Below are 15,649 nucleotides of genomic sequence, written 5' to 3'. Positions count from 1 at the left end.
CGCCTTGCGTTATCATGGGATCAGCCAGAGAGGTTCCCCCATGTTCGACGATCCCCTTCCGCCCCTCGAGGGCGCTGCCAAGACGCAAGCCCAGGGTCCGCTGATCGCGCAGCTGGCACGCCAGGCGCGGCTGGACGGTCCGGCACGGGCCGCCATTTCCGCCCGCGCGGCGGATCTTGTGCGCGCCATCCGCGGCGTCGGCAAGCCCGCGCTGATGGAGGCGTTCCTGTCCGAATATGGCCTGTCGACCGCCGAGGGCGTGGCGCTGATGGCGCTGGCCGAGGCCATGTTGCGCGTGCCCGATCCGGCCACGGCGGACGCGCTGATCGCCGACAAGATCGCGCCGCAGGCCTGGGAGGGGCATCTCTTCGCCGCGCGTTCGGCGCTGGTCAACACGGCGACGGGCGGGCTGGTCGTGGGCGGGCGCCTTCTGCGCGGGGCGCAGATCGACGGGCTTCTGGGCGGCGCGATCCGGCGGCTGGGGCTGCCGGCGATCCGGGCCGCGGTGGCGCGCGCGATGAAGGAAATGGGGCGGCAGTTCGTTCTGGGCGAGACGATCGAGGCCGCGCTCAACCGCGCCCGCCCGCGCGAGGCTCAGGGTTATCTCTTCAGCTATGACATGCTGGGCGAGGCCGCGATCACCGCCAAGGATGCCGCCCGCTATCGGGCCGATTATGCCCGCGCGATTGCGGCCGTGGGGGCGGCGGCGGGGCGGCCCGCGGGCGGTGTCGCCGACAGCCCCGGCATTTCGGTCAAGCTCTCGGCGCTGCATCCGCGCTATGAGGTGGCGCAGGAAGCCCGCGTCATGGCCGAGCTGGTGCCCGTGCTGCGCGATCTGGCGCGTGCGGCGGCGGCGGCGGGGCTGGGGCTGACGGTCGATGCCGAGGAACAGGACCGGCTGGCGCTGTCGCTGCGGGTGATCGAGGCGGTGCTGGCCGACCCGCAACTGGCCGGCTGGGACGGGTTCGGCGTGGTGGTGCAGGCTTATGGCAAGCGCGCGGGCGCGGCGATTGCGCGGCTTCAGGCGCTGGCGGGGCGGCTCGACCGGCGGCTGGCGGTGCGTCTGGTCAAGGGCGCCTATTGGGACGCCGAGATGAAGCGCGCGCAGGTCGAGGGGCTTGCGGATTTCCCGCTCTTCACCACGAAGGCCGCGACCGATGTCGCCTATCTGGGGCTGGCGCGGCAGCTTTTCGACGCGGGCGACCGGCTCTATCCGCAATTTGCCACCCACAACGCCCATACGGTCGCGGCCATCGTGCATATGGCCGAGGGGCGCCCCTTCGAATTCCAGCGTCTGCACGGCATGGGGGCGGCGCTTCACGAGATCCTGCGCCGCGAAACCGGCACGCGCTGCCGGATCTATGCGCCGGTGGGCGCACACCGCGACCTGCTGGCTTATCTGGTGCGCAGGCTGTTGGAAAACGGCGCCAATTCCAGCTTTGTCCATCATGTCACCGACCCGTCCGTCGCGCCCGAGACGGTGGCCGCCTGTCCCTTTGCCGCGCTGGAGGGGGCGGCGCCTCCGCCCGGTCTGGTGGCGCCGGCCGACCTGTTCGCGCCGGTGCGGCGCAATTCCCGCGGTCTGGATCTGACCGACCGCGAGGTTCTGGCCGGGCTCGAGGCGGCGCGGGCGGTCGCGCTTCCCGATGCCGCGCCGATCCTGGCCTGCGAACGGCCCCCCGGTCCGGCGCGCCCCGTGACCAACCCCGCCGATGGCGCGGTCATCGCCCAGGTTCACGAGGCGCGGGCCGAGGATGTGGCCGCCGCCCTCGATCTGGCCGCGCCCTGGTCCGCGCCCGCCGCCCGCCGCGCCGAGGTTCTGGCGCGCGCGGCCGATCTGTTCGAGGAAAACACCGGCCCGCTTCTGGCGGTTCTGGCGCGCGAGGCCGGCAAGACCCTGCCCGATGCCATGGGCGAATTGCGCGAGGCCGTTGATTTCCTGACCTATTACGCGGCGGGTGCGGGCGGGACCGCGGCGCCGCTTGGCCGGGTTGCGGCAATCTCGCCGTGGAACTTTCCGCTGGCGATCTTCACCGGGCAGGTGGCGGCGGCGCTTGCGGCGGGCAATGCGGTGCTGGCCAAGCCCGCCGAACAGACGCCGCTGGTCGCGGCCATGGCGGTGCGGCTTCTGCACCGCGCGGGGGTGCCGCGCACGGCGCTTCAGCTTCTGCCCGGCACCGGCCCCGAGATCGGCGCGGGCCTGACGCGCGACGCGCGTATCGACGGGGTGCTTTTCACCGGCTCGACCGAGACCGCGCGGCGGATCCGGGAAACGATGGCCGAGCATCTGGCGCCGGGCGCGACCCTGGTGGCCGAGACCGGCGGGCTGAACGCGATGATCGTCGACGCGACCGCGCTGCCGGAACAGGCGGTGCGCGATATCGTGGCTTCGGCCTTCCGCTCGGCGGGGCAGCGCTGCTCGGCGCTGCGCTGTCTTTATGTGCAAGAGGAGATCGCCCCGCGCCTGATCGAGATGATCCGCAGCGCGATGGATGTGCTGGCCCTGGGCGATCCGTGGCATCTGGCGACCGATGTCGGCCCGGTGATCGACGCCGAGGCGCGTGCCACGATCGCGGACCATGTGGCCCGCGCCCAGGCCGAGGGGCGGCTGATCCATGCGCTGTCGGCCCCCGAGGGGGGGCATGCGGCGGGGCATTTCGTGGCGCCGGCGCTGATCCGCGTGGGGGGGATCGGGGATCTGGAGCGCGAGATCTTCGGCCCGGTGCTGCATGTGGCGACCTATCCCGCGGGGGGCGAGGCGCAGGTTCTGGCCGAGGTGGCGGCGGCGGGCTATGGGCTGACCTTGGGGCTGCACAGCCGGATCGCGTCGCGCCATGCGCAGGCGTTCGACGCGGCCCCCGTGGGCAACACCTATGTCAACCGCAACCAGATCGGCGCGGTCGTGGGCAGCCAACCCTTTGGGGGCGAAGGGCTTTCGGGAACCGGGCCCAAGGCGGGCGGGCCGCATTACCTGGCCCGGCTGACCCGGCATCCGGCGCCCGATCTGCACGATCCGGCCCCGTCGGTCCTGGCGCTTTCTGGCCCGGCGCTTTCGGGCACGGATCTGGCGGGCGCGCTGGCCGCGGCGGCGCCCGCGCGCGTCCTGTCCGAAACCGACCTGCCCGGCCCGACCGGCGAGACGAACCGGCTGCGCCTGGTGAGCCGCGCGCCGCTTCTGTGTCTGGGGCCGGGGCCGGCCGCGCGCGCGGCGCAGGTCGCGGCGGTCACGGCGCTGGGCGGGCAGGCGGTGCCGGTCTGCGAGACACTGGACCCCGCGGCGCTGGAACAGCTTGCGGGCTTTTCCGGGGTGATCTGGTGGGGCGATGCGGCGCGGGGGCGGGCATTTGCGCAGGCGCTGTCGCGGCGCGCGGGGCCGATCGTGCCGCTGATCACGGGGGCGCCCGATGCCGCCCATGTTGCCCATGAACGGCATCTGTGCGTTGACACGACCGCCGCGGGCGGCAATGCCGCCCTTCTGGCCGGGGCGCCGCCGCCGGCCTGAGGGGAAATGGGGGGGCGATCAGGCCCCCCCCGATCAGAACGCCTTGAAGGTGATGGTGGTCAGCGTCCGGTCGATCTCGGGGATGTCAAAGAGAGTGTCGTTCAGCCAGCGGCCGACATCCTCGCCCTGGGGGACATAGACCTTGGCCATCAGGTCGTATTCGCCCGAGGTCGAGTAGAGTTCGCTCACCACCTCGCGGTCATAGATCGCATCGGCCACCTGATAGGCCTTGCCGGGGCGGCAGCGGAATTGCACGAAGACGCATTGCATCGGGTATCCTCCCATTCGTTGCCGCCACTCTAACCGCCCCGGCGGGCGCCGAAAAGCGCCTCAGCCGTTCGAGGACACCAGAACCGGCCCGGTCTCGACAGCGGCGCGCGGCTCCTCGAGCATCGTTCCCGTGCTGACGAAACGCTCGTGCCAGGACAGCGCCTCGGCCAGGATGTTCGGGGCGTGCTTGCCATAGGAGGTCTGCGCCGCGCGGGCCATGTAATCCTGGAGCATCGGCTTGAAATCCGGGTGGGCGCAGTTCTCCACGATCACCTTGGCGCGCTGCTTGGGCGACAGCCCGCGCAGGTCGGCCAGCCCCTGTTCGGTGACGATGACCTGCACGTCCTGGCTGATGTGGTCGACATGCGCCACCTGCGGCACGATGGCCGATATCTTGCCGCCCTTGGCGGTCGAGGGGGTCATGAAGATCGACACATAGGCATTGCGCGCGAAATCGCCCGAGCCGCCGATGCCGTTCTGGATGCGCGAGCCCATGATATGGGTCGAGTTGACGTTGCCGTAGATGTCGGCCTCGATCAGCCCGTTCATGGCGATGCAGCCCAGGCGGCGCACCAGTTCGGGGTGGTTCGAGATTTCCTGCGGGCGCAGCACCAGCTTGCCGCGGAAGCGCGCGGCGTCGGCGTTGAACCGATGCGCCATTTCGGGCGACAGCGAGAAGGCCGTGGCCGAAGCCATGGTCAGCTTGCCGTCCTCGAGCATGTCCAGCATGCCGTCCTGGATCACCTCGGTGAAGGCGGTCAGCCGGTCGAAGGGCCCATGCATCAGGCCGGCCAGCACCGCGTTGGTGACATTGCCCACCCCCGATTGCAGCGGCAGCAGCGTGCCGGGCAGGCGCCCGCGCGTCACCTCGTGGCGGAAGAATTCCAGCAGGTGCCCGGCGATGGCCTCGGCAACCGCGTCGGGTTCCGAGAAGGGGGCGTTGCGGTCGGGCACGTCGGTCTTGACGATGGCCACGATCTTGTCGGGGTCGACGCGGAAATGCGGCTGGCCGATGCGGTCATTGGGATGGGTCAGCGGGATCGGCTGGCGATAGGGGGGCAGCGCGGTGCCGTAATAGATGTCATGCATCCCGTCGAGCGCGGGCGATTGCCACGAGTTCACCTCGAGAATGATCTGACGCGCGCGTTCCAGCCAGGTCTTGTTGTTGCCGACCGACGACGACGGGATCAACTCGCCCTCGGGGGTGATGCCCGAAACCTCGATCACGGCGGTGTCGAGCGGGCCCAGAAAGCCCTGCCAGGCCATCGGCGCGACCTGGCTCAGGTGCATGTCGAAATAGTTCATCTCGCCGCGGTTGATCTTCTCGCGGGCGATCGGGTCCGAATTGTAGGGCAGGCGGAATTCGATGCCGTTGGCCTTGGACAGCGCGCCGTCCAGTTCCGGCCCGGTCGAGGCGCCGGTCCAGACGCTGACCCGGAAGGGCAGGCCGGCGGCATGTTCGGCCTCGATGCGCGCGGCCAGTGCCTGGGGCACCAGCTTGGGGTAGCCCGAGCCGGTGAAGCCGCTCATGCCGATGGCCGCCCCCGAGGGGATCATCGCCGCGGCGTCCTGGGCGGACATCACGCGGGAACGCAGTTCGGGGTTGCGGATACGGTCGTCGTCGGACATGAGGCTCCTCCTTTGAGCGCGGCACCCCCTCCGATGAGCAGCCGCAATTACGGGCAGCTGACTGCCCGTATCCATGACAATTGTGCAAAACTGTCAGATCATGTCGCGGAAGTCTTGTCGATATGTGGGCTGATATGCGCTCAGCGCAACAATCTTGCGGCGTCAGGCGCAAAGCATTCCTCAAGTTGTCCGCAATTTTCATGCGCGCTTGCGTTGACAGGGGCATGACGTTGCGCCAACTCGGGCGCCCGCGCCGACGGAAGCGGCGCCGTGGCACGATAAATCCCGATGAAAGATCGCAGAAGAAGGCGCAGGAGATGCCGTCGAACCGAGCCTTGCGGGCCGAAGATGCCCTGCCGGTGTCCTTGCGTGCGGGGCACGATGTCCGGTGCGCCCGAACGGATGCCGCGCCCGATTTCTGGATACACGCCGCTGCGCTGGCCGCCGGGGCCGGCCCGATCGAGGCCTGGCGGCGGGCCTGCGGGCATTGCCAGCGCGAACTGGCCGCCGCGGCGGGGCTGGCGCTCGAGCGCTATCTGTTGATCGAACGCGGCGCGGTCGAGCCGACCCCCCACGAGGTCCGGGCCATCGCCGCGGCGCTGGGCGTCCCGGTCGGCGATTGCGTCCCCGCCGCGCCGCGCGCCCGCGTTCCGGCCTGATCGGGGCCCGCGCGCCTTCGTTTCACGCGTCAGCGTCTTCTCTGCCGGGGTGGCGTTGTGCGGCTGCTCACATCCCTTGTGCCTTGGCCGGACCTTCGGGCGTGCTAGCTGGGTCGGTAACCGCAAACGGCGGTCCGCGGGCCGTCCGGCGTGATGCACGGAACGAAAGAGCATTGTCATGAAGAAGATCGCCTTCCTGTCCTTTGGCCATTGGAGCCCCGGTTCGGACTCGCAGACCCGCTCGGCGGCCGATGTGCTGTTGCAATCCATCGAACTGGCCGAAGCGGCCGAGGATCTGGGGGCGGATGGCGCCTTTTTCCGCGTGCATCATTTCGCGCGCCAGCTGGCCTCGCCCTTCCCGCTGCTGGCGGCGGTGGGGGCGCGCACCCGGCGCATCGAGATCGGCACCGGCGTGATCGACATGCGGTATGAAAACCCCTTCTACATGGCCGAAGAGGCCGGCGCGGCCGACCTGATCTCGGGCGGGCGGCTGCAACTGGGGCTCAGCCGCGGCTCGCCCGAGCAGGTGATCGACGGCTGGCGCCATTTCGGCCATGCGCCGCGCGCGGGCGAGACGCCCGCCGACATGGCGCGCCGCCATACGGAGGTGTTTCTGGATCTCCTGCGCGGCGAGGGCTTTGCCCAACCCAACCCGCGGCCGATGTTTCCCAACCCGCCGGGGCTTCTGCGGCTCGAGCCGCAGTCCGAGGGCTTGCGCGCGCGGATCTGGTGGGGCGCGGGCTCGAACGCGACGGCGGCCTGGGCGGCGCGGCTGGGGATGAACCTGCAAAGCTCGACCCTCAAGGACGACGAGAACGGCGCGCCCTTCCATGTCCAGCAGGCCGAGCAGATCCGCGCCTATCGCGCCGCCTGGGCCGAGGCGGGCCATGCGGGGGCCCCGCGCGTCTCGGTCAGCCGGTCGATCTTTCCCATCGTCAGCGATCTCGACCGCAGCTATTTCGGACGCGGCGGGTCGGACAGCGACAAGCTGGGGGTGATCGACGGCACCACCCGCTCGATCTTTGGGCGCAGCTATGTCGGAGAACCCTATCAGCTGATCGCGGAACTTGCGGGCGACACCGCCATCGCCGAGGCCGATACGCTGTTTCTGACGGTGCCGAACCAGCTTGGCGTTGCCTATAACGCGCATCTGATCGAGTCGATCCTGACCCATGTCGCGCCGGGGCTGGGCTGGCGCTGAGCCCTCCCCCGCGTGTCGGGCGGGGGCCGCTGACGCGGCCGGCCGCGCGCGCCCTGCGATGCCGAGTTCCCGGTGCGGGCCCGTCTTCCGCTTAGATCCCTGCGATTTCGGGCGTTCTGCCACATGGGGCAGGCGGTGATCGGTTAAGGGGAAAAAACGTAAGACCGCCCCGGCATGCCGGGGCGGTCTTACGTTTCGCGGTTTCCTGATCTGGCTCCGACGCGGCGCGATGCGCGCTTGCCGCGGGGGTGCGCCCAGTTGCGCCTTTCGCGGTAGGGCAGGCTCCCTTTGCGGATGCCCCCCGGTTCTGAGGCGCCCTCGTGCGGAGGCGCACCGCGTTCCGAGGTGCCTCGCGTGCTGAGGCGCCCCATCTGCTGGGACGCTTCGCTAAATGAGGCGGCTGGCCGGTACGGCACCCGGTGCGCGACACTTCCCTTCTCGGGCCCTTCTCGGGGCTGCCGCGCCGGGGCTCGGCCGGGATGCGATCCCGGCGCGGGGGGGGCTACCAGCCCGAGGCCTGCTGGAGGCCGCTGCCGCCGCTCTCTCCCGGCACGCGGAAGACGGCGGACAGGTTCCTGAGCGATCTCGCCTCGGCCAGAAGGCCCTGGCTGGCGGCCGAGTTTTCCTCGAACATCGCCGCATTGCGTTGGGTCACCTGGTCGAGCTGGTTGACCGCCGTCGTCACCTCGTTGATGCCGACGGATTGCTCCGAGGACGAGGTCTCGATCGATTTGAGCAGGCTGTCGAGCTCGGCGACGAGACCCTCGATCTGGCCAAGCGCATTGTCCGATTTCGAGGCCAGATCGACCCCCGTGCCCACCTGACGCGACGAGGTCTCGATCAGCTCGGCGATCTCCTTGGCCGCTTCCGAGGACCGCTGCGCCAGCGACCGCACTTCCGAGGCCACGACGGCAAAGCCGCGCCCGGTCTCGCCGGCCCGCGCCGCCTCGACGCCCGCGTTCAGCGCCAACAGGTTGGTCTGGAAAGCAATGTCGTCAATCACGCTTGTGATCTTCGAGATCTTTTCGGAGCTTTGCGCGATATCCTTCATCGCCTGCACGGTCTGGCGCACGACCCCGCGGCCGTCGCTCGTGGTCGCGCGCGTGCGCTCCACCGCGCGGGTGGCGTCACGGGTGCCTTCGACCGACGAGGTGACCGCTGCGGCCATCTGGTTCATGGCGGCGGCCGTTTCCTCAAGCGAAGCGGCCTGGGTTTCGGTGCGCCGGCCCAGCTCCTCGGAGGCATTGCTGAGCACCTGCGCCTCGCCCTCGATGGTGCGCGCGCTTTCCACGATCGAGGTCGCAAGCCCCGCGATCTTGGACACCGCCGCGTTGAAGTCATGGCGCAGCTTTTCATAGGCCGGCGGGAAATCTTCGTCGATCTGCACGGTCAGATCCCCTTCCGAGATCGCGGCCAGACCCTGCGCCAGCGTCTCGACCAGATGCTCCTGTTCGCGCATCTGGGCCTCGCGCGCGGCCTCCTCGCGGCGGCGCTGGGCCTCTTTCTCGGCGCGCTCGGCCTCCTCGCGGCGGCGCGCTTCGGCTTCGGCCTCGGCCTCGCGCTGCCGCAGGGCTTCCTCGCGGTCGCGGGCCTCATCCTGGGCGCGGCGCAGCTCGGCTTCCTTCTCGAGACGGGCGGCCTCGAGCGCGTTCTTCTCGACCAGCGCCTGGCGGAACACCTCGAGCGCGCGCGCCATCTTGCCCACCTCGCTGCGCGCGGTGGTCTGCGGCACCGGCGTTTCGGTGTCGCCGTTGGTCATGCCTTCCATGCGCGTGCTGATCGCGGCGATCGGCTTGGTGACCGAGCGCGCCAGCACCGTCGAGAGCGCCACCAGCGCCACCACGGCAACCCCCAGAAGGATCAGGCTGACCTGGCGCAGATGGGCCAGCGCGGCGTTGATGTCCGACACATACGAGCCGGTGCCGACGACCCAACCCCAGGCCGGGAAGGTCTTGACGAACCCGATCTTTTCCTCGGCCTCATCGGAGCCGGGCTTGGCGAAGTAATAGCGCAGCGCGCCCGCGCCCGAGGCATCGGCGATCTTGAGCATTTCCTCGAAGATGCGGGTTCCGTAGAAGTCGGTGTAGGCCAGCTGGCTCTTGCCGATCCAGTCCTTCATCGTCGGGTGCACCTGCATCACGGCCTTGCCGTCGAAGGCGTAGAAATAGCCCGAGGTGTCGAAGCGCAACGCGGTCAGGCGGCGGCGCCCTTCGTCCTGCGCAGCCTCCAGGGTCATGGTGCCGCGCTCGACCTCCTGCTGGAGATCGACCAGCACCGAGATGGCCGTGTCGGTCACGTCGTTCAGATGCTGCTCGCGCATCTTGTAGGCGTTGTCGAACGAGAGATTCAGAAGAAGCTCCGACAGAATCAGGAGCGAAAGTGCCGCCACGGCAACGATCGCGTAGATCCGCGCGGGGATGCTGAAGAGAAACGCTTTCATGAGTGCTCCATGCCTGACTGAACACCGGAATGTGGGGGCAAGGCGTGAAAAAAATATTTAGAAGCATGAAAAACACGTATTTTTCTGACCGGGCGGTCGAGAGCGCCTGCGCGCGGCCCTTCCGGGGCGGCATTGCCTTTGCGCTGTCACGGGCGTAACCTTGCGGCCGCGCCCGTGGGCGGCGCCGTGATGGAGAGTGGATGTCGGAGCTTGTGTGATCGGCCTTCCCGCGTGACGGGAAGATCAGGTCGACGCGGTGCGAACCGGGAGTTCGCGCCCCGATTTTTCATATCTTCACGAGACTTCCATGAATATCTCACGAGCCGAACAACGTGCGTTGCACGTTCTGGCGCTGGGCGGGCTGATCCGCCATGAGCGCGCCTGCGGGCGCAAGGTGTCCGAGGTGACCTGTTTCACCCGCGAAGGCGCGGTGCTGAGCGATTGCGACCTGCGCGTCTTTCAGAGCCTGCGCCGCAAGGGGCTGATCGAATCACGCAATGGCGCGCCCTATCGCATCTCGTTGCGCGGACGGCGTATGGTGCGGGCGCAACATGACAACCAGGGAGGCATGGCATGAGACTGCGTGCGGAAACCCCGGACGATATCGCGGCGATTGCCGATCTGGTGGGGGCGGCCTTCGCGGGCGCCCCCCATGCCAGCGGGACCGAGGCGGCCATCGTGGCGGCCCTGCGCGATGCGGGGGCGCTGGCTCTGTCGCTGGTGGCCGAGACCGAGGCCGGGCCTGTGGGGCATGTCGCGGCCTCGGCGGGCCGGATCGAGGGCGGCGGCGGGCGTTGGTTCGTCATCGGGCCGCTGGCGGTGCATCCCGACCATCAGCGCCGCGGGATCGGGACCGCCTTGATGCGTCAGGCCCTGGCCGATCTTGCGGCGCGGGGGGCGTCGGGCGTGGCGCTGGTGGGCGATCCGGGCTTTTATGGCCGGATCGGCTTTCGCGCCTTTTCCGGGTTGCATGCGCCGGGGGTGCCCGACCCTTACGTGCTGGCGCATCCCTTCGGGGATGCCGCGCCGCGGGGCGTGCTGCGCTGGCATGTGGCCTTCGGCACGGGCTGAAAACGGGCGCAGGGCGGGCGGTCCTCGCCCCGCGCGATCATCGCGCAAACCGGACCCCCAGAGAAAAGGTGTATTGCGGCGCCGACAGCCCCCGAGGCGCGGCCGGAAAGTGGCCCGCGCGGCGCACGGCGGCCAATGCGGCGGCATCGAGCGCGGCATGTCCCGAGGAGCGCGCCACATGCGCCCCCGCCAACGCCCCCGAACGCGCCACCGTCAGCCGCAGCGTCACCACGCCGGCCGCCCGGCCCGCCGCGGCGGGATAGCTCTTGCGGTGTTCGATCCGGGCGCGGATCGCCGCCCCCCAGCTGGCGCGCAATTCGGCCTGTTGCGCGGGCGACAGCGTGGCGCGGCTTGCGGCCGGACCGGCGGTGCCTGCGGCCGCGCCCCCGCCCGCGCCGGCGGCGCGCTGGGCCTGTTGCGGGGCCGTGGCGGGCGCGGGCGCGGGCCGGGGGCGCTCGGCGCGCCGGTCCGGGCGCGCGGGCTTTTCGGGCGGCGCGATGCGGGCCTCGGGCGGCAGATCCGCCACGGGCTGCGTCTCCTGCGGGGGGGCGGGGGAAAGATCCGCGGGCGGCACGGGCAGGGGGGCGATCCGGGGCAGGTCGATCACGGGTGCGGTTGCGGGCAGCGTCAGCGTCGGAGCGGGCAGGCGCAGCGGCACCTCGATCCGCGGCGGGCTGTCGGGCAGCGTCATCTGGGGGGCGGGCAGCCGCGGGCGGTCGAGAAAGTCGATCCGCGCCTGGACCGACGCCGGCACCGCCTCGAGCGAGATGACCTCCTGCCCACCGCTTCCGGCGGCCGTCACCCCCGCCGGGTCAGGCCGCGGCACGACGCCGAACGCCGCGCCATGCAAAGCCAGCGCCAGCGCGGTGAAGGCCACGATCTCGGCGGTGCGGCGGGCGCTCATGGCCGGGCCTCGCGCGTGATCAGATCGACCTTGGCAAAGCCCATCGCGCCCAGTTTTCCCAGCAGATCGGCCAGCGTTGCCGCGGCCAGCGCGGCATCGGCGTGAAGCCGCAGCTGCGGGGGGGCTTCGGTGCAGTCGGTCTCCGCGCATTGCGCCGCACGCGCGCGCGCAAGGGCATCAAGCGCCGCGGGGCCGCGCGCGGCCTGAAAGCCGAGCTGGCCCTCGGCATCGACGAACAGCCGCAAGAGACCCGCGGCTTCGGGGCGCGGCGCGTCCGTGGCGGTTTCGGGCGGGGCCACCTCAAGCGGCTGGGGCGGGGTCATCTCGGCCGAGATCAGGAAGAAGATCAGCAGCAGGAAGACGACGTTGATCATGGGCAGAAGATTGCCGCTGCGCGTGCGAGGCGGGGCGGGGTCGGGGATGCGCATTCAGTTCACCAGAACCAGGCGGGCCAGCCCGGCGGCCCGCAGATATTCCATCACCGACACCAGATCTTGCGTGCTGGCGTCGCGGGCCCGCAGCAAGATGGGGTCGTCTGGGCCCTGCATCAGCATGCGCAGCTGATCGGCCAGATCCCCGCGCGGCAGGGTCGAGCCATTGAGCGCGACCGTCCCCCCCGGCCCCACGTCGATCAGCCGCAGCGGCCCGTCCCATTGCGCGCCGCTGCCGCCCGATCCGGTCACGAGCGGAAGCGCCGTCTCGGTGCCAAAGCGGGTGGCCAGCATGAAGAAGACCAGCAGCAGGAACACCACGTCGATCATCGGCGTGAGGTCGGGGCGCCGGCGCGGGCGGTCCGGTGCCAGATCCATCGGCGGGGGCGTGTCGATCGCCATGAGCGCCCCCTATTCGGCCACGCGCAGGATCGCGCCGGGGGTGGGCGCGGGGGCGGCGGGGCTGTTCTGGGCGCCGGGGCGGATGACGAAGACGCGCGTCGCGGCGTCCTCCATGTCGTGGCGCAGCCGGTCGAGCACGCTTTCGAAGCCGGTCAACGCGATCTGCGCGGGGATCGCCACCGCCATGCCCGCCGCGGTGGTCAGAAGCGCCTCCCAGATGCCACCGGCCAGCGTTGCGGGGTCGGCCTGTGCGCCCGCCTCCTGCAAGGCTTGAAAGGCCGCGATCATGCCGGTGACGGTGCCGAAAAGCCCCAGAAGCGGGCCGATGGTGGCGCAAAGCTCGATCAGCCGCAGCCCCGCGCGCGCCTCGAGCAGCAGGCCGCGCGCCACGCGCAGCGTTTCCTCGCGCGCGCCGGCTTCGGTGAGGCCGGGCGTCTCGGCCGCCGCCATTGCCGCCGCCACCAGGCGCGGGCGCAGGTGGTGCCGCCCCGAAAGCGCGGCGCGGGCCTCGGGGCGCCGTCCCGCGGCCCACAGATCCAGCGCGCGGGCCGTGTGCCGCCCCCCCGACCAGGCGCCCAGCCATGACAGGCGCCAGAGTTTCCACAAGATCGTGGTCAGCGCCAGAATCGACAGCGCGGCGATGGCGATCATGGCCGGGCCGCCCATCAGGACGAATTCCTGTATCTTCGCAAGGGCTTGGGTGGGGTCTATCGGGGGCATGGCCGGGCTCCTGGTGTCGGGGGCATGGCCTTACGCTTCAAAAACCAACCAAAAAAGTCAACAAAAGATTGAGTGGGGCGGCCCTGCGCGCGACAATACTTGACAAAATAAATCATGTAAATATCAACGGGAAGTCTCTTCCGCGCCAGCTCCCTGCCAGCAACGGATCCCCTTCTTCCGGAGCTTGCAGCATGACCCACACCGATCCCCTGCCATCGCGCGCCCCTATCGCCCCCCGCGCACCCGCCCGCCCGAGCGCCTCCGCCCGTCTGCGCCCGCTTGCCGCCGGTGTCAGTGCGCTTGCGCTTCTGGCCTCTCCCGTTCTGGCCCCTCCCGTTCTGGCCGAGGAGATCGTTCTCGACCCGATCCTGATCGAACGCCCCGACGCCGCCGAGGGCACGGGCCCCGCCACCCCCGGCCGGTCGCAGATCAGCGGCGCGGAGCTGACCGCCACCACGGGCGGCAACCTCGAGGCCGCGCTCAACAGCCAGCCCGGCACCTATACCCGCGCGGCCTCGGACAACCCCGGCGTCACCGTCAACATCCGCGGCCAGCAGAGCTTTGGCCGGGTGAATTCCATGATCGACGGGGTGCCGCAGACCTTCCGCAACATCTCGGGGCATGCGGGCACGCTGGACACGCTGGTCTATGTCGATCCGGGCCTTCTGGCGGGGGTGGACATCACCCGCGGCGCGGTCTCGGGTGCGGCGGGGATGGGCACGCTGGGGGGGGCTGCGAATTTCCGCACGCTCGACATTGCCGATGTGCTGGAGGACGGCCGGAACCGGGGCGGCCTTCTGCGCTTTGGCGGCGGCACGAACGGCAAGGATTGGTCGGCGACGCTGGCCGGCGCGATGCAGCACGATCTGGGCCAGGGGCGCAGCTTCGGCCTGCTGGCGGCGATCTCGGGCTTTGGCGAGGGCACCTACAGCGACGGGCAGGGCACGGACTCGACCGGCGGGCAGGATCCGCGGTCGTTCCTGCTCAAGGGGGAATTCGCCTTTGCCCCCGATCACCGGCTCAAGCTGTCGGCGCAAAGCTATGACAACCGCTTTGCCGCGCAGGAATCTTCGGGCTATGTCTGGGATCTGTCGCGCCGCACCGTCTCGGCCGAGCACGAGATCTCGACCGGCGCGCTTCTCAACCTGTCCACCCATCTCTACTGGACCCGGACCGAGATCGCCTTTCCCGCCAGCGCCAGCACCAGTTCGGCCTTTGTCGGGCGCGACGGGGTCAACACGGGGCTGGGCTTTGACATCACCAACCGCTCGGACCTGAGCTTGGGCGGTCTGCCGGTGCAGCTGAGCTATGGCGTTGCGGTGACCTCGGACGACTACGAGGGCAAGGCCGGGGCGGGGTCGAACGCGGACGGAACCCTGCGCAAGGCCGGCGCCTTTGCCGAGGCCGCGCTGGCGCTGGGCGATGTCGATCTGACCGCGGGGCTGCGCTATGACCATTACACGGTCAAGGGCGCCACCGCCTATGACGCAACCGGCAATCAGGTGATTTCCGAGGCCACGCGCAAGGGCGGCGAATGGAACCCCAGCCTGAAGCTGACCTGGAATGTCCGCCCCGAGGCCACGCTCTTTGCCAGCTATGCCCGCACCATGCGCGCCCCCACCGCGCAGGAGATGTTCTATCCCGGCACCGCGCACACGACCTGGGCGCGGGTGGCGGCGCCCAATCTCGATCTTGAGGCCGAGACCGCCGACACCTTCGAGATCGGCGGCAGCTGGGAGGGGCGCGATCTCTGGGCCTCGGGCGACAGCCTGTCGCTGGCGGCGACGCTTTTCCGCTCGGATATCGAGAATTACATCACCTATGGCACTTTCGGCAATTACACCGCCGTCACCTGGGTCAATACCGACGGCACGACGCGCATGTCGGGCCTCGAGCTCGAGGCCCGCTATGATGCGCCCGAATGGTTCGGGGGGCTGTCGCTGACCATCGCGGATACGTCGAAGCCGCTCGGGGCCTATGGCGGGATGACCGCCTCGACTGCCGAACTGCCCGATGATTACGCCACGCTGGAGCTGGGCCGGAAATGGCGGGACGGGGCGCTGCGGACGGGTCTGCGGGTGCGCTATACCGGGCCCTCGACCGCCTATCCGATGATCTACACCACCCCCGCCTTCAGCATGGGCGCGCCGATCCCGGTCAAGGCCTCGACCGTGCTCGATGTCTTTGCCACCTGGAAGGTGTCCGACCGCATGGATCTCTATGCCAGCATCGAGAACGTGACCGACCGGTATTATCAGGTGGGCAATGTCTCGTTCAACGAGGCCGAGGACGGTCTGGGCGGGCGCGGCCGCACGATCCAGGTTGGTGGCCAGATCCGGTTCTGAGCCCGAACGTAAATGCCCGCGGCCCGGATTGCGTTCCGGGCCGCGGGGGGATGGGGTGGGGAAAGGCCGGGGCGG

General features: G+C 70.0%; 13 protein-coding genes. 6 read left to right on the top strand and 7 right to left on the bottom strand.

All coding sequences use genetic code 11. The annotated features are described in order from the left end of the window. The first annotated feature begins 40 nt into the window (after window positions 1-40). Window positions 41-3,502 (top strand): bifunctional proline dehydrogenase/L-glutamate gamma-semialdehyde dehydrogenase PutA, encoded by a 3,462-nt coding sequence (gene putA / locus BW949_RS00710; protein ID WP_076363015.1) that lies wholly within the window; start codon window positions 41-43, stop codon window positions 3,500-3,502. A 33-nt stretch (window positions 3,503-3,535) separates the two neighbouring features. Here putA and BW949_RS00705 read toward each other — a convergent pair whose 3' ends face one another. Continuing rightward, the gene (locus BW949_RS00705; protein ID WP_076363014.1) at window positions 3,536-3,772 is read right to left on the bottom strand and encodes an Lrp/AsnC family transcriptional regulator; all 237 of its coding nucleotides are present in this window, start codon (window positions 3,770-3,772) and stop codon (window positions 3,536-3,538) included. A gap of 60 nt (window positions 3,773-3,832) precedes the next feature. Beyond that, window positions 3,833-5,401, bottom strand: a complete 1,569-nt coding sequence (locus BW949_RS00700) for an acetyl-CoA hydrolase/transferase family protein (protein ID WP_076363013.1) — start codon at window positions 5,399-5,401, stop codon at window positions 3,833-3,835. A gap of 317 nt (window positions 5,402-5,718) precedes the next feature. On the opposite strand from BW949_RS00700, the gene BW949_RS16980 reads away from it, so the two are divergent. Both BW949_RS16980 and BW949_RS00690 read left to right on the top strand, forming a co-directional pair. Continuing rightward, window positions 5,719-6,060, top strand: coding sequence for a helix-turn-helix domain-containing protein (locus BW949_RS16980; RefSeq protein ID WP_159440027.1), 342 nt, complete (start codon window positions 5,719-5,721; stop codon window positions 6,058-6,060). 178 nt (window positions 6,061-6,238) lie between these two features. Next, entirely contained in the window at window positions 6,239-7,261 is a 1,023-nt protein-coding gene (locus BW949_RS00690) for an LLM class flavin-dependent oxidoreductase (RefSeq protein ID WP_076363011.1), read from the top strand. 502 nt (window positions 7,262-7,763) lie between these two features. Here the strand turns inward: BW949_RS00690 and BW949_RS00685 are convergent. Further along, complete coding sequence (locus BW949_RS00685; RefSeq protein ID WP_076363010.1) at window positions 7,764-9,701, bottom strand: methyl-accepting chemotaxis protein; 1,938 nt, start codon at window positions 9,699-9,701, stop codon at window positions 7,764-7,766. A 307-nt stretch (window positions 9,702-10,008) separates the two neighbouring features. Here BW949_RS00685 and BW949_RS00680 point away from each other — a divergent pair, with 307 nt between their 5' ends. After that, window positions 10,009-10,278 (top strand): YjhX family toxin, encoded by a 270-nt coding sequence (locus tag BW949_RS00680; RefSeq protein ID WP_076363009.1) that lies wholly within the window; start codon window positions 10,009-10,011, stop codon window positions 10,276-10,278. After that, a complete protein-coding gene (locus BW949_RS00675) occupies window positions 10,275-10,772 on the top strand; it encodes a GNAT family N-acetyltransferase (RefSeq protein ID WP_076363008.1) in 498 nt (165 codons plus the stop codon). Before BW949_RS00680 ends, BW949_RS00675 begins: the two co-directional genes overlap by 4 nt. Before the next feature lie 37 nt (window positions 10,773-10,809). On the opposite strand, the gene BW949_RS00670 is transcribed toward BW949_RS00675, so the two are convergent. The 4 genes from BW949_RS00670 to BW949_RS00655 are packed head-to-tail and all read right to left on the bottom strand — an operon-like array spanning window position 10,810 to window position 13,229. Then, complete coding sequence (locus BW949_RS00670; RefSeq protein ID WP_076363007.1) at window positions 10,810-11,676, bottom strand: TonB family protein; 867 nt, start codon at window positions 11,674-11,676, stop codon at window positions 10,810-10,812. After that, window positions 11,673-12,104, bottom strand: a complete 432-nt coding sequence (locus BW949_RS00665; protein ID WP_076363006.1) for an ExbD/TolR family protein — start codon at window positions 12,102-12,104, stop codon at window positions 11,673-11,675. The genes BW949_RS00670 and BW949_RS00665 overlap by 4 nt, the downstream gene beginning before the upstream one ends. Then, a complete protein-coding gene (locus BW949_RS00660) occupies window positions 12,105-12,509 on the bottom strand; it encodes an ExbD/TolR family protein (RefSeq protein WP_235816171.1) in 405 nt (134 codons plus the stop codon). Window positions 12,510-12,518: 9 nt separating this feature from the next. Then, the gene (locus BW949_RS00655; protein WP_083947504.1) at window positions 12,519-13,229 is read right to left on the bottom strand and encodes a MotA/TolQ/ExbB proton channel family protein; all 711 of its coding nucleotides are present in this window, start codon (window positions 13,227-13,229) and stop codon (window positions 12,519-12,521) included. 191 nt (window positions 13,230-13,420) lie between these two features. Between BW949_RS00655 and BW949_RS00650 the strand changes: the two genes are divergently transcribed. Further along, window positions 13,421-15,574, top strand: coding sequence for a TonB-dependent receptor domain-containing protein (locus tag BW949_RS00650; protein WP_083947503.1), 2,154 nt, complete (start codon window positions 13,421-13,423; stop codon window positions 15,572-15,574). Window positions 15,575-15,649: the final 75 nt, after the last annotated feature.

It is taken from the genome of Phaeovulum vinaykumarii (assembly GCF_900156695.1).
GTDB lineage: Bacteria > Pseudomonadota > Alphaproteobacteria > Rhodobacterales > Rhodobacteraceae > Bieblia_A > Bieblia_A vinaykumarii.
The sequence above is the reverse complement of the archived record's forward strand: the minus strand, read 5'-3'. Positions and strand labels throughout refer to the sequence as shown.

What these genes read in the sequence shown, in the direction of transcription:
- BW949_RS00700 (WP_076363013.1), bottom strand. Translation starts at nt 5,401, where the DNA reads ATGTCCGACGACGACCGTATCCGCAACCCCGAACTGCGTTCCCGCGTG.
- BW949_RS00660 (WP_235816171.1), bottom strand. Translation starts at nt 12,509, where the DNA reads ATGGCGATCGACACGCCCCCGCCGATGGATCTGGCACCGGACCGCCCG.
- BW949_RS00670 (WP_076363007.1), bottom strand. Translation starts at nt 11,676, where the DNA reads ATGAGCGCCCGCCGCACCGCCGAGATCGTGGCCTTCACCGCGCTGGCG.
- BW949_RS00690 (WP_076363011.1), top strand. Translation starts at nt 6,239, where the DNA reads ATGAAGAAGATCGCCTTCCTGTCCTTTGGCCATTGGAGCCCCGGTTCG.
- BW949_RS00655 (WP_083947504.1), bottom strand. Translation starts at nt 13,229, where the DNA reads ATGCCCCCGATAGACCCCACCCAAGCCCTTGCGAAGATACAGGAATTC.
- BW949_RS00650 (WP_083947503.1), top strand. Translation starts at nt 13,421, where the DNA reads ATGACCCACACCGATCCCCTGCCATCGCGCGCCCCTATCGCCCCCCGC.
- BW949_RS00675 (WP_076363008.1), top strand. Translation starts at nt 10,275, where the DNA reads ATGAGACTGCGTGCGGAAACCCCGGACGATATCGCGGCGATTGCCGAT.
- BW949_RS00680 (WP_076363009.1), top strand. Translation starts at nt 10,009, where the DNA reads ATGAATATCTCACGAGCCGAACAACGTGCGTTGCACGTTCTGGCGCTG.
- BW949_RS16980 (WP_159440027.1), top strand. Translation starts at nt 5,719, where the DNA reads ATGCCGTCGAACCGAGCCTTGCGGGCCGAAGATGCCCTGCCGGTGTCC.
- putA (WP_076363015.1), top strand. Translation starts at nt 41, where the DNA reads ATGTTCGACGATCCCCTTCCGCCCCTCGAGGGCGCTGCCAAGACGCAA.
- BW949_RS00685 (WP_076363010.1), bottom strand. Translation starts at nt 9,701, where the DNA reads ATGAAAGCGTTTCTCTTCAGCATCCCCGCGCGGATCTACGCGATCGTT.
- BW949_RS00705 (WP_076363014.1), bottom strand. Translation starts at nt 3,772, where the DNA reads ATGCAATGCGTCTTCGTGCAATTCCGCTGCCGCCCCGGCAAGGCCTAT.
- BW949_RS00665 (WP_076363006.1), bottom strand. Translation starts at nt 12,104, where the DNA reads ATGCGCATCCCCGACCCCGCCCCGCCTCGCACGCGCAGCGGCAATCTT.